Below are 11,922 nucleotides of genomic sequence, written 5' to 3'. Positions count from 1 at the left end.
TCTTTCCCCGTCAGATCTCGAAGTTGATCATCTGCGACATGATGAAGACGCCGATCCCCATCCAGCACATGCCGCCCAGACCGATGACCTGCATCGTCGACATCCCGAACAGACCGGCCGGATCGGATGTGAAGAATGGGGTCATATACTGGAAGTTGATGTAGCAGATCATCCCGAAGACCAGGAACGGCAGCGCCCCGATGATGTAGGCCGACGCCTTGGACTCGGACGACATCGCCCGGATTTTCAGCTTCATCTGCGCGCGCTGGCGCAGCACCGTGGCCAGGTTCGACAGGGTTTCGGCCAGGTTGCCGCCGGTCTCACGCTGGATCGCCAGGCTGATGACGAAAAACTGGAACTCCGGCGTGCCCAGCCGATCGGCCGTTTCCTGCAGCGCCTGGTCCATGGTCTTGCCGATCTTGATCCGTTCGGTGATCAGCTTGAATTCCTCGCCCACCGGCCCCGGAACTTCACTCGCGACGACGCCGAGGGTTTCGGTGATGGGCAGGCCAGAGCGCAGGCCGCGCGTCAGCAGTTCCAGCGCGTCGGGGAATTTGGCGGTGAATTGAAACACGCGCTTCTTGATCAGGCGTCCCACCCACATATGGGGCAGGGCCAGCCCCGCCGCCAGGCTGACCATGATCGCCAGCAGTGGAGCGAAGCCGCGCAAAAACATCACCGCGCACAGCGTCAGGGCGGTGATGGCGCAAGCGGTCATATACTGGCTGACCGTCCATTTCTTGCCGGTCATCCTGATGCGCTTGGCGAGATTTTCGGGGTTGGGCACCAGCGACACGAGCATCTTCATCTCGCTGCCGGGCTGCCGGTTCGAAATGACCTTGCGCATCCGCGCTTCCATCAGTGCATCGGTCGAACCGCTGTGACGTTCGCGGATCAGGGCGACGCGCCGCTTGCTCGCCTTGTCGGCCGAAGGCCCGGCAAAGGCCATCGCGACCAAGCCTGTGAAGGCCGTCAGCAGCACCAGCAGCAGGATGAAATTGCCGTCCATCTGTTCGCCCATTCCCGTAGTAAAGCCGCCACGCCGTCACTTGCGGCGGCGCGCGCTTGAAACTTACGCCTTGGCTTTGTCCTTGCGGGCCGGGATCAGGCTTCTGAGATCGCCGATCTTGCCCAGCAGGGAGTCGCCCTTCTTTTTCGCTGCCTTGCCGTCGGCTGCAGCTTCGTGGTCGTCAGCCGCGCCGATCACCGCATCGAGCAGGGTTGCGCAGGCCGATCCGACCTTGCTGCCCTTGGCTGTTTCCGCCAGCGTCTTGCCGAGCTTGGCGGACTGCGCGGCAATCCTCAGGTCGAACGGGATCAGGATATCGACCTTGCGTTCGATCGACGTTTCGAAATCCTTCCGGCTGATTTCCGGCACGCCCGCATGAACGCGGTTGGCGACCACCAGCAAGCGCGACTGGGGCGCGTTGCTCTTCAGCCAGGAAAGGATGCGGATCGAATCGCGCGCCGCCGCCAGCGTCAGTTCGGTGACGACCACCGCGACATTGACGTCGCTCATCAGGTGCGGATGCTGGATCAGCATGTGGCGCGGCAGATCGATGACGCTGCATTCGAACGCCGCGCGGAATTCCTCCAGCAGTTGATAGAATGCGCCGCCATCGGTCAGCATCGGCTGGCTGATCGGCGCTTCGGCCGACAGGATCGCCAATGTGTCGCTTGCGCGCACCATGGCGCGTTCGATGAACAGGCCGTCGATACGGCTGGGATTGTCGATCGCGTCGGTCAGGCCACGGCCCGGTTCCAGATCCATCGCCAGCGCATTGGTGCCGAAATGGACGTCCAGGTCCAGCAGCGCGGTAGGCCGCTTCTGCTTTTCCGAAAGCATCCAGCCGATTGAGGTCGCGATGCTCGACGCGCCGACACCGCCGCGCGTGCCGATGACTGCGACGGTCATGTGCGGGCGTTCAGGCGCGGCGTCACGTGGCGCAAAGAACACGGCCTGCGCCTGCGCCAAAGCGTCGCGCAACTGGTCGGCGCCAAAGGGCTTGAGCAGATAGTCCTGGATCCCGCTGGCCAGCAGGTCGCGATACAGGCGCACGTCATTGACCTGCCCGGCGGCAATCACCACCGTGCCCGGTTCGCAGACTTCCGCCAGACTGTTGATGTCGTTCAGCGGGTCGCCGCTTTCGGACATATCGACAAACAGGATTTGAGGGGATGCGCTGACCGACAGGCTCTGCACGGCGTTGCGCATGCCGCCCTTGTTCACCTTTTCAGGCGCCCAGCCCATTTCGGCGGCAACCATCGCCAGCAGATCGTGGCTGTGATCGTCGCAAACAAAGGCGTGGAAGGGGTCACGCTGTCCAGACATGGCAGGTTTCCAGGGTGCGTTCATGATCAATTGCCTCCCGACAGCGATTTGAGATCTCCAGAACCGGTCGGCGCTTTTTCGCGATAGGTTGAAATTGCGCGATTCGATGTCGCGGTGCGCAGGTCGCTCGCGCTGCTCTGGCCACGGACCAGGTCGTCGGGGTTGGCGACCATCGCGGCCAGATTGCCGTTGACGCCGCACCCGAAGTTCGACGTGGTGCCGAGCTGAACATTGGTTTCGCCCTTGTCGGACCAGTCGGGGCAGCCGGGCACGCGGGCGACCGCGCGGCGGACGACCAGCCGGACGCTGCCGGCGGGCGCCATGCCTGCCGCAGCCGAACTGTCTTCACTCACCAGCATGCCGTGGCGCGCCACCACATCGGCGATGCCGTCGCGCAGCGTCGGGCTGTAATAGGCGTCGGTCACGATCGCGACCTGATCGCCATAGCCAAGGCCGATGGATGCGAACCAGTCGTCCAGGCGACGCGCTTCCGAAGCGGTCAGCCCGCCGTCAGGCCCGGCCTGCACATCATAGGTGTAGGCGTCGTGGCTGACGACCGGCTGATGCACCGATTCGACGCCGCGATTGACGTCGGTCTGGCAGGCGGCGAGCGGCAGCGCCAGCAGGGCAAGAGCGCCGATGCGGACGAAATTCGTGGCGAACATGGAAGTCATGACTGTCGTCCTTCCGATCAGAAACTGAAGCCGGGAGCGGCGGCCGTCTTGGCCGGATGCTTGCCCTCGGCGCGGGCCGTCACCACCGGCAGCGAGGCGGATGCCTGCGGGCCGGGAGTAGGAGCAGGACCGCTGGGTTCGCGGCGAGGCATCGGCGCACGCGCGCCGCTCACCCCGTCATTACCCTGCTGGAACAGCAGCCCCTGACCCACATTGGAATTGCGGTAGCCGTCCGTCGGCAGGCGCGCATCCGAAGCATTCATCGGCTTCACCAGATAGGGGGTGACCAGAATGACCAGTTCGGTTTCATGGCGCTGGAAACGGCGCGACTTGAACAGGCTGCCCAGGATCGGGATTTCGCCGAAGCCCGGCGTCTTGCTGATCGAATTGGCGGTATCGTTGTTCAGCAGGCCCGCAATCATGAAGGCCTGGCCTGAACCCAGTTCAACGGTTGTTTCGGCCGTCCGGCTCTTGAGCGCGGGGACGGTTGTGTTGACCGAAAAGTCCAGGCTCGACACGGTGGGGCGAACGCGCAGCGAAATGCGGCCGTCCGCCAGCACGGTGGGCGTGAAGGCTAGTTGCACGCCATATTGCTTGAACTCGATGCTGTTGCCCTGCGTCCCGTTGCTGACGGTATAGGGATATTCGCCACCGGCCAGGAAGCTCGCGGTTTCACCCGACAGCGCAGTCAGGTTCGGCTGGGCGAGGGAGGTTGCAAGACCGCTCGATTCGGCAAGGTCCAGCGCGCCGGCGACGTCCATGCCCAGCAGGTTGGCGACAAAGCCCAACGATGTGGTGCCGTCGGTGGGATTGTTGAAGGTGTAGGTAGTGCCGTTCGCATTGCTACCGCGCGTGACGAAGTCGCGGTCGGCGCGACCGATGCTGTCGATGATGCGGCCGTTGCCAGTGGCAATCGCCGAGAGGTTTACGCCGATCTGGTGGCCCAGGTCGCGGCTGACTTCGGCGATCTTGACCTGCAGGTTGACCTGAAGCGGCGTCGCGGTGCGCAGGCGGCTGACCACCGTCACATCCTTGCCGACGAAAGCCTGGGTCAGCCGCTCGGCCTCGGCGGCGTCCTCGGGCGCTGCGACGGTGCCGGTCAGCAGGACCATGCCGTTCATCTTGTTGACCGCGATCTGCGCGCCCGGCATCGCCAGCTTCAGCATGTCGTCGATGCTGGTCAGGTTGTTGCCGACGCGTACCGTACCGGAAAACAGCACCTTGCCGTTGGTCGCGGTCACGAACACGCTGGTTTCACCCGCCGACTTGGCGATCAGGTACAGCTGGTTCTGGGCGCGGACATGGACATCGACCACATTGGGGTCGCCGATCACGACGTCGGACATTTTCGCGTTGAGGTTGATGACCTTGCTGCCGCCCACCGACATCAGGATTGCATTATCCTGCATGGATGAAGGCGCGGCATTGAGAGCGGTAGTCGGCGTGGCGGCCATGGCGACCGCCAGGCCCAGCGCGATCGCGGGGCCGACAAGCGGCTTAATCGCCGCCTTGCCCGTATGAAGGTTGAAACGCGTCATCTTATTTCCCCCCGACCGGAACAACGGTCACATTGGTGCCGCGTGCGACGCGGATAACTGGTCCGCTGCCTGCGCCGATGCCAGAAGAAGCGCCGCTCAAAGGCACGGCTCCTGCAGCAGCGGTCTGCAGCGGCTTGGCGGGGACGGAGCTGCGCTGGTAGCGCGACACGTCGGCGCCGGTGGAAAAGGTGCTGCCCTTGTCGATCGGACGAGCGGCGAGCTTGGCGATGATCTTCTTTTCCGCGTTCGGATTGGCGCCGTCGGGCAGGTCGATGTCCGTCCCGGCAATGGCGGCGTCAAGGTCGGACGCATTATCCGCGATCGAACGCAGCGTCAGCGAGAGCGAGCCGATGGTCTGCGCCACCGCGATCTTCTCGGCGATCTTGGGCGTCACTTCGATGGTGACGTTGGAATAGGTCTGCACGACCGGCTTGCCATCCGCGCCCAGCGCATCCATGCGCTGGTCGGTCGCGAGTACGCGCAGGTTGCGCAGGATGGTTTCGGAAACCTTGAGCGGTTCGCCGTCGCCGCCGCCAGACACGCTCTGCGTCAGCATCAGGTCGACGCGGTCGCCCGGAAAGACGAAGCCCGCGACCGAATTCTGGGCCGACACCGGCACCGTGACGGCGCGCATGCCCGGCCCGAGCGCTGCGGCGAGGAAACCGCGCTCACCCGGCTTGATGACCGAACCCACCGTCATCGGCTGTCCGGCGGAGATGGCGGTACGCACGACGCTGCCAGCCAGCTTTGCCGGATCAGCCTGACCTTGCAGATAATAGGCCTGCTCGACCAGATCCTTGGGCCAGGGCTGAAAGCGGAAGCTTTCTGCGTCCAGGATGGTGCCTACCGGCAGCGCCTTGGTCGCGACCAGCACATGCGGCTGGTTTGCTTCCACCGGCATGGCCGATGCGTTGGCTTGTGGCGCACCTGACGAACTCAGCATGTTGCGCGCGAGAAGAGCTGTAGTGACCGCTATGACTAGCGCCCCCGCCAGCAACAGGATTTTCTTGGCGTCCATGATGAAATTCGTCTCCCTCATTCAGGCGGCATGCGCCCGAGCCCCGAATTTTACGCAAAATGGTTAAGATATCGTTCGCCAATCAACCAAAGCGCGGCGACGGATATTGCGATGCCATAAGGAATTTGCGGCTGCCCCAGCGTTCTGGTCATGCGATGGTGGACCACGGTGACGATCGTCACCACGCCACCCAGCAGAGCCATCACCACCAGCATCGATAGCACGGCGGGCCACGGGAACCACAGCGCCAGCGCGCCGAGCAGCTTGACGTCGCCGCCGCCCATGCAACCCATGGCGAAGAGCGTGGTGAACAAGACGAAGACGGTCAGCCCCAGCGCCAGCTGCATCACCATGCCCGGCCATAGCGGCAGGCCGCTGGCCATCCACCACAGCGGGGCCAGGGCAGCGATGCCCAGGTTCAGCCGGTTGGAGATGATGCGCGACCGCAGATCCGTCACGGATGCAGTGATCAGCAGCACGCCAAGGGCGCACAGCAGCGCCAGCCTGAAATATTCCCCCGTCATGAATCTAAACCCTAGACCCGATGGCTTACCAAACCGTAACCATGCGCCCCATGGATTCGCCTGCCTCCGTCCCACCGGCCTTTGACCGTCGTGCCTGGCCGATGAACGGGCGGCTCGACCATTGGACCGCGCCCGATGGCTGGTCCCTGCGCCGCTACCGATTGGGGGATGGCCAGCGCGGCCAGTTGCTGATGCTGGGCGGACGCGGCGACATGATCGAGAAATATCTGGAAGTCATTGCCCATTGGGCCGCGCGGGGCTGGGCGGTCACTGCCTTTGACTGGCGCGGCCAGGGCGGGTCGGGCAGGCTGACGGACGACCCGATGTGCGGGCATATCGACGACTTCGGCCAATGGGTCGCGGACCTCAAAGCCTTTGTCGCCGATTGGCGGGCGCAGTCGACCGGCCCCCATGCGATCGTCGCGCACAGCATGGGCGGACATCTGCTGCTGCGCGCCTTGGCGGAAGGCATGCCACCCCCCGACGTCGCCATAACCGTCGCGCCGATGATGGGCGTCCACACCGCGCCCTTGCCCCGCTGGCTGGCCGTGGCGATCACGCATGCAATGTGCGCGCTTGGTTTTGAAAGCCGTCGGGCATGGACGCAGAAGGAGGATTCCGGCCGCCAGCGGGCGATGCGGCAGAAACGGCTGACGCATGACCCCGAACGCTATGCCGACGAACTCTGGTGGCGTGACCATAGCCGTGATGTGGCGCTGGGGCCGCCGAGCTGGCGCTGGGTCGCGCAGGCGCTGCAATCGACCCGCGCGCTGGAACAGGACGAAGCCCTGAAGCACATCCGAGTGCCTCTGCTCATCCTCGCCACGAATGTGGACCGGCTGGTGTCCACGCCCGCCATCCGCAGGATGGCCGCGCGCATTCCCGCCGCGCGCCTGCATGTTTATGGCGCCGAAGCCGCGCACGAAATATTGCGCGAGCTGGACCCCGTGCGGCTGGACGCCTTGCGGCGGATAGACGCATTCCTGGACGAAGTAGCGCCCGTATGAGCCGTTTCGACATCGTCATCATCGGGGGCGGCATCGCCGGGGCGAGCCTGGGCGCGGAACTCGCGGCCGACGCGTCGGTGCTGATCCTGGAAAGAGAGGATAGCGCGGGCTATCACGCCACTGGCCGTTCCGTGGCCTTCTGGGAAGAAACCTATGGCGGCCGCGCGGTCCAGCCGCTGACCACGGCGTCCGGGCCATTGCTCCGTTCGCCAGCACCAGATTTCTCCTCCCGATCCTTTCTGTCGCCGCGCCGCACCCTGCATATCGGACGCTCGGGTGACGAAGAGGCGCGGGACCGGTTGGCGCAGGAATTTTCCGGGCGTGTCGAACTGCATCGGGTAGATCCTGCCGCGCTGCTGCCGGGACTTCGTCCGCAATGGACCCTCGGATTGCTGGAACCCGCCGTCTGCGACATCGATGTTGCCGCGCTGCATCACGCCTATCTGCGACAGTTTCGCGCCAGAGGCGGAAAGCTGCGGCTTGGCGTCTCGCTCGACAGGGCAAGCGCGGATTCGGCAGGATGGCGGATCCAGAGCAGCGAAGGCGTTATCGAATGCGGTATTCTCGTCAACGCGGCAGGTGCATGGGCTGACGATGTCGCACTACGCAGCGGCGTCACCCCAATCGGCATCACTCCCTTGCGCCGCACCGTGGTGCAACTGCGCGTCCCCACCATGCCGGGCGCTGACCTGCCATTGGTCATGGACCTTCGCTCCCGCTTCTATTTCAAGCCGGAGGGGGAAGGGCGGATATGGTTGACCCCGCATGATGAGGAACCCTCGCCCCCCTGTGACGCCGCGCCGGAGGAACTGGCCGTGGCGGAAGCGATCGCCCGCTTTCAGCATGTGGTGGATTGGCCGATCGACGCAGTGGAACGCAAATGGGCGGGCCTGCGCAGCTTCGCGCCTGACCGCGCGCCGGTGTTCGGGTTCGATGCCTGCAATTCCGGGTTCTTCTGGTTCGCAGGACAGGGCGGTTTCGGTATCCAAACCGCGCCTGCCGCGGCGCTGCTGGGGGCCGCCTTGCTGACCGGAAATGCGGCTTCTGAGGCGGTCGCGGGGGTCGATGCCGCCGCCTATTCGCCCACGCGTTTCGGTTACGAATAACCGGAACGATCAATGGTGGGTCACGTTATGTCACCGGCCGCACGCATGCAGATGCGATGAAATAATGAAGCGGCCGATCCTGGATTAGGAGGATGCCGTCATGAGAAAGTCGATAATATCGGGATCAGTCCTGATTGTCTCGGGACTGTTTATGGCCAGCAGCAGCATGGCCCAGCCGCCGGAAGAAATCATCGTCACCGGGCGGTATGGCAGGGTGCCGGACAATGTGCAGTCGCTGTCCCATCCGGTCAGCTATGCCGATCTCGACATCAGCACCAAAGCCGGCAAGGATGAACTTCGCCGCCGCCTGTCGCTAACCGCCCGTTTCCTTTGCGACAAGCTGGGCGAATCGGACAGCGGATCGCCGGTCGTTCCCTCCTGTCGCGACGCCGCGGTGAAGGACGCGATGGCCCGGGCCGGAACGGTCGAGGAAGGCTTTGCGCCGCGGGGCACAACCTGGGTCGCGGGCAGTCGCTGGCAGCCACCCTATCCGGCTGACTGGACGACCCGATATCCTTGATAACCAGTCGCCTGGGGGAGCGCCATAAAAGCTCCCCTAGGCCCGGAAGCTTTCGGCAGCCGCGCAGGCCAGTTGGTCGGCGCGCTCATTCTCCGGGTGGCCCGCATGGCCCTTTACCCATTGCCAGCTCACCTGATGGCGCGCGGCGGCCGCAAGTAGCGCCTGCCATATGTCGCTATTCTTCACCGGTTTTCGATCAGCGGTTTTCCAGCCATTTTTCTGCCAGCCGAACACCCATTTGGTGATGCCGTCCATGACATATTTGCTGTCGGTATAGACTGTCACCCTGCATGGGCGGGTGAGGGCGTTCAGCGCCTCGACCGCCGCCATCATTTCCATGCGATTGTTCGTCGTCATCGCCTCGCCGCCGGAGATTTCCTTCTCCTTGTCGCCAAAGCGCAGCACGGCTCCCCAGCCGCCGGGGCCGGGATTTCCCTTGCACGCACCGTCCGTGAAGATTTCGACTTGGGGTAAATCGGCCACTTGCGACGTCACGCGCTAAGCAACTCATTCGCTGCTACATCCGCATAGAAGTCCAGCCGTCGCAGATAAGCCAGCGGATCCTTGCGCGTCACCAGCGCATCCGGCGGCGTGTTGATCCAGTCATAGGCGCGCGTCAGCAGAAACCGTAGCGCCGCGCCCCGGCAAAGCGTCGGGAAAGCGGCACGTTCGCCATCGGAAAGCCCGTGCCCGCTTTCATAGCCTGCCAGAAGCGCATCTGACCGATCGGCGAAGAATCGCGCGCCGTCATTGCTGAACACCCATGCGCTATGCGTGACCGCCAGATCGTAGGCGCGAATGTCGGTGCAGCTGAAATAAAAGTCGATGAGGCCTGTGACCTCGTCCCCCAGCATCAGCACATTGTCGGGAAACAGATCGGCGTGTATCACCGAACGCGGCAGGTCGGCTGGCCAATGTGCGTCAAGAAAAGCCAGTTCGTCGGCGACCCGCTGCCCAAGCCCCGCAGCGATCTCGTCGAAATGCTCGCCGCACTTGGCGGCCAGCTCATGCCATCCGGCAAGGTCAAGCGCGTTGCGCCGTTCGCGGGCAAAGCCTTCGGCCGCCCGGTGCATCTGGCCCAAGGCCGCGCCCGCCGCCCGCGCCTGCGCGGCGGTTGGTTCGGTAAGCGAGATGCCGGTCAGGAATTCGATCAGGCAAGCGGGACGCCCGCCAAGCTGCTGGAGCCGTTTGCCCTGGCGATCCGCAATGAACCGCGGCACCAGACAGCCGCGTGAGCCCAGATGATCGAGCAGGTCCATGAAGAAGGGCAGGTCCGCCTCATCCACCCGCTTTTCGTAAAGCGTCAATATGTAGCGATGGCCGTTGCCGTCCGCGCCGGTCGTTTCCAGCAGATAATTGCTGTTTTCCACGCCTTCCGCGATGCCCTTGGCGGAAACCAGCCGGCCGGCGTCATAGCGTGAGAGGAAAGCGTCGATTTCCTCGGCGGGAACATGGGTATAGACAGCCATCGCCTTACGCCGTCTCCAGTCCGCGCGGCAGCTTGAAGGCGATGTTTTCGCGTGCTGTTTCCACGTGCTCCTCGGTCACGTCGAAGCGCGCCGCCAGCCGGTCCACCACTTCGCGCACCAGCACTTCGGGCGCGGAGGCCCCGGCGGTCAGCCCCAGCGTGCGCACATTCTCCAACCATGGGAAGTCGATGTCGTCGGCGCGCTCGATCAGTCGTGCGGGCGTGCCTTCGCGGGTCGACACTTCCACCAGACGCAGCGAATTGGAACTGTTGGGCGCGCCGATCACATACATTGCCTCGCAGTGCGCCGCGATCGCCTTGACCGCCGCCTGCCGGTTCGATGTTGCGTAGCAGATGTCCTCGCCCTTGGGCGCGTGGATCGACGGGAACCGACGCTGCAAAGCCTCCACGATCGCGGCGGTATCATCGACCGACAGCGTCGTCTGGGTCAGGAAGGCCAGATTTTCAGGGTCCGAAGGCGTGAAGGCTTCGGCATCTTCCACCGTCTCGATCAATGTCATGTGACCTGCGTCCACCTGACCGAAGGTGCCCACGACTTCGGGATGCCCCTTGTGCCCTATGAACAGAATATGGCGTCCTGCCTCGGCTTGCCGCTCCGCCTGCCGGTGCACCTTGCTGACCAGCGGACAGGTGGCGTCCAGATAATCCAGGCCGCGTTCCTCCGCCTTCGCGGGCACGGCCTTGGGCACGCCATGGGCGGAAAAGACGACCGGCACGCCATCGGGTACCTGGTCCAATTCCTCGACGAAGATCGCTCCCTTGGCCTTCAGCGTATCGACCACATATTTATTGTGGACGATCTCATGCCGGACATAGACGGGCGCGCCATATTTCTCGATCGCCCTTTCGACGATGACGATGGCGCGGTCGACACCGGCGCAGAAGCCGCGCGGTGCGGCGATCAGCAGCTTCAGGGGAGAACGGGCGGTCATGGCTGCCGCTTAGGCTAATGTCGCGCCGGAAGGAAGGGGTGAGGGGGTTTTGAGCGTTCCTTTCGGTTGCGCGAGCGGCGGGCTGCGGATAAGAAGCCCCAGCCTGTTCCCAAGGGATTGCCTCGTGACCTTTTCTCGACTTGCGCTGACTGGAATGCTCGCCCTTGCCCTTGCGGGCTGTTCGCGCCGGGGGGAAATCGATCCCACTGGCGGCATCGTCGCTGTACGCTCGGCCTGCCCGGTCGCCGCGATCCCGGCCTATACGGGCGATATAACGCTCTTCAATCCTGCCGGCAGCACCGACGCGCGGGCGATCGATGTGGTGGCCAACATGACCAACCTGCGCTCCACCTGCTCGGAAGGCGCGCAATTCTACAGCGAGGCGACCTTCACCGTAAACGCCCGCCGGACTGACGCCACGGCGGCGCGGCAGGTGACGCTGCCCTTCTTCTCCGCCGTCGTGCGGGGCGGCTCCGCCGTTATCGCGAAGCGGGTGGGGCAGGTCGTGCTGGACTTCCCCGCTGGTGAGTATCGCGCCACCGCGACGGCCAAGGCGGGCTCCTATGTCGATAAGGCGGCCGCTACGCTGCCCGCCGACATTCAGGCGAAGATCACCCAGAAGCGCAAGGCGGGCGATGCCGATGCGGCCATCGATCCCTTCGCCCAGCCTGACGTCCGGGCGGCGCTGCAACGAACCAGTTTCGAGCTGCTCGTGGGTTTCAACCTGACCCAGGACCAGCTCCGATATAACGCGACCCGTTAAGCCCAACTCTTTTTCCGTT

General features: G+C 64.1%; 13 protein-coding genes. 4 read left to right on the top strand and 9 right to left on the bottom strand.

From position 1 onward, the window contains the following. Positions 1–10: 10 nt before the first annotated feature. The 6 genes from K663_RS12275 to K663_RS12250 form a co-directional block, all read right to left on the bottom strand. Complete coding sequence (locus K663_RS12275) at positions 11–1,009, bottom strand: type II secretion system F family protein (RefSeq protein ID WP_062120841.1); 999 nt, start codon at positions 1,007–1,009, stop codon at positions 11–13. Between the two features lie 63 nt (positions 1,010–1,072). Further along, positions 1,073–2,356 (bottom strand): pilus assembly protein CpaE, encoded by a 1,284-nt coding sequence (locus K663_RS12270; RefSeq protein WP_062117941.1) that lies wholly within the window; start codon positions 2,354–2,356, stop codon positions 1,073–1,075. A 2-nt stretch (positions 2,357–2,358) separates the two neighbouring features. Then, positions 2,359–3,006 carry a CpaD family pilus assembly protein gene (locus K663_RS12265; RefSeq protein ID WP_062117938.1) on the bottom strand — a complete coding sequence of 216 codons (648 nt, stop codon included), beginning with the start codon at positions 3,004–3,006 and terminating at the stop codon, positions 2,359–2,361. A gap of 17 nt (positions 3,007–3,023) precedes the next feature. Beyond that, positions 3,024–4,544, bottom strand: coding sequence for a type II and III secretion system protein family protein (locus tag K663_RS12260; protein WP_062117935.1), 1,521 nt, complete (start codon positions 4,542–4,544; stop codon positions 3,024–3,026). Position 4,545: 1 nt separating this feature from the next. Beyond that, on the bottom strand, positions 4,546–5,562 hold the full coding sequence (gene cpaB, locus K663_RS12255; protein WP_062120838.1) for a Flp pilus assembly protein CpaB: 1,017 nt from the start codon (positions 5,560–5,562) through the stop codon (positions 4,546–4,548). Positions 5,563–5,612: 50 nt separating this feature from the next. Further along, positions 5,613–6,086 carry an A24 family peptidase gene (locus K663_RS12250; RefSeq protein ID WP_062117932.1) on the bottom strand — a complete coding sequence of 158 codons (474 nt, stop codon included), beginning with the start codon at positions 6,084–6,086 and terminating at the stop codon, positions 5,613–5,615. Positions 6,087–6,127: 41 nt separating this feature from the next. On the opposite strand from K663_RS12250, the gene K663_RS12245 reads away from it, so the two are divergent. From K663_RS12245 to K663_RS12235, 3 genes are all read left to right on the top strand, one after another. Further along, complete coding sequence (locus K663_RS12245; RefSeq protein WP_083535974.1) at positions 6,128–7,093, top strand: alpha/beta fold hydrolase; 966 nt, start codon at positions 6,128–6,130, stop codon at positions 7,091–7,093. Then, positions 7,090–8,199 carry an NAD(P)/FAD-dependent oxidoreductase gene (locus K663_RS12240; protein WP_062117930.1) on the top strand — a complete coding sequence of 370 codons (1,110 nt, stop codon included), beginning with the start codon at positions 7,090–7,092 and terminating at the stop codon, positions 8,197–8,199. Before K663_RS12245 ends, K663_RS12240 begins: the two co-directional genes overlap by 4 nt. A gap of 100 nt (positions 8,200–8,299) precedes the next feature. Continuing rightward, positions 8,300–8,719, top strand: a complete 420-nt coding sequence (locus tag K663_RS12235; protein ID WP_083535893.1) for a UrcA family protein — start codon at positions 8,300–8,302, stop codon at positions 8,717–8,719. 36 nt (positions 8,720–8,755) lie between these two features. Here K663_RS12235 and rnhA read toward each other — a convergent pair whose 3' ends face one another. The 3 genes from rnhA to ispH are packed head-to-tail and all read right to left on the bottom strand — an operon-like array spanning position 8,756 to position 11,140. Next, positions 8,756–9,202 (bottom strand): ribonuclease HI, encoded by a 447-nt coding sequence (gene rnhA / locus K663_RS12230; protein WP_062120832.1) that lies wholly within the window; start codon positions 9,200–9,202, stop codon positions 8,756–8,758. Between the two features lie 8 nt (positions 9,203–9,210). Continuing rightward, positions 9,211–10,188 (bottom strand): homoserine kinase, encoded by a 978-nt coding sequence (gene thrB / locus K663_RS12225; RefSeq protein ID WP_062117926.1) that lies wholly within the window; start codon positions 10,186–10,188, stop codon positions 9,211–9,213. Positions 10,189–10,192: 4 nt separating this feature from the next. Then, positions 10,193–11,140: a 4-hydroxy-3-methylbut-2-enyl diphosphate reductase gene (ispH, locus tag K663_RS12220; RefSeq protein WP_062117924.1), complete on the bottom strand. Its 948-nt coding sequence runs from the start codon at positions 11,138–11,140 to the stop codon at positions 10,193–10,195. Between the two features lie 154 nt (positions 11,141–11,294). Between ispH and K663_RS12215 the strand changes: the two genes are divergently transcribed. Beyond that, entirely contained in the window at positions 11,295–11,903 is a 609-nt protein-coding gene (locus K663_RS12215) for a hypothetical protein (protein WP_062117923.1), read from the top strand. The last annotated feature ends 19 nt before the right edge of the window (positions 11,904–11,922 follow it).

The organism is Sphingobium sp. MI1205 (assembly GCF_001563285.1).
Taxonomy (GTDB): domain Bacteria; phylum Pseudomonadota; class Alphaproteobacteria; order Sphingomonadales; family Sphingomonadaceae; genus Sphingobium.
This window is presented reverse-complemented; position numbering and strand designations above follow the sequence as displayed.

Coding starts and splice junctions, on each gene's coding strand:
- K663_RS12245 (WP_083535974.1), top strand. CDS start 6,128: ATGCGCCCCATGGATTCGCCTGCCTCCGTCCCACCGGCCTTTGACCGT.
- K663_RS12265 (WP_062117938.1), bottom strand. CDS start 3,006: ATGACTTCCATGTTCGCCACGAATTTCGTCCGCATCGGCGCTCTTGCC.
- ispH (WP_062117924.1), bottom strand. CDS start 11,140: ATGACCGCCCGTTCTCCCCTGAAGCTGCTGATCGCCGCACCGCGCGGC.
- cpaB (WP_062120838.1), bottom strand. CDS start 5,562: ATGGACGCCAAGAAAATCCTGTTGCTGGCGGGGGCGCTAGTCATAGCG.
- K663_RS12270 (WP_062117941.1), bottom strand. CDS start 2,356: ATGAACGCACCCTGGAAACCTGCCATGTCTGGACAGCGTGACCCCTTC.
- K663_RS12215 (WP_062117923.1), top strand. CDS start 11,295: ATGCTCGCCCTTGCCCTTGCGGGCTGTTCGCGCCGGGGGGAAATCGAT.
- K663_RS12275 (WP_062120841.1), bottom strand. CDS start 1,009: ATGGACGGCAATTTCATCCTGCTGCTGGTGCTGCTGACGGCCTTCACA.
- K663_RS12260 (WP_062117935.1), bottom strand. CDS start 4,544: ATGACGCGTTTCAACCTTCATACGGGCAAGGCGGCGATTAAGCCGCTT.
- K663_RS12250 (WP_062117932.1), bottom strand. CDS start 6,086: ATGACGGGGGAATATTTCAGGCTGGCGCTGCTGTGCGCCCTTGGCGTG.
- K663_RS12240 (WP_062117930.1), top strand. CDS start 7,090: ATGAGCCGTTTCGACATCGTCATCATCGGGGGCGGCATCGCCGGGGCG.
- K663_RS12235 (WP_083535893.1), top strand. CDS start 8,300: ATGAGAAAGTCGATAATATCGGGATCAGTCCTGATTGTCTCGGGACTG.
- thrB (WP_062117926.1), bottom strand. CDS start 10,188: ATGGCTGTCTATACCCATGTTCCCGCCGAGGAAATCGACGCTTTCCTC.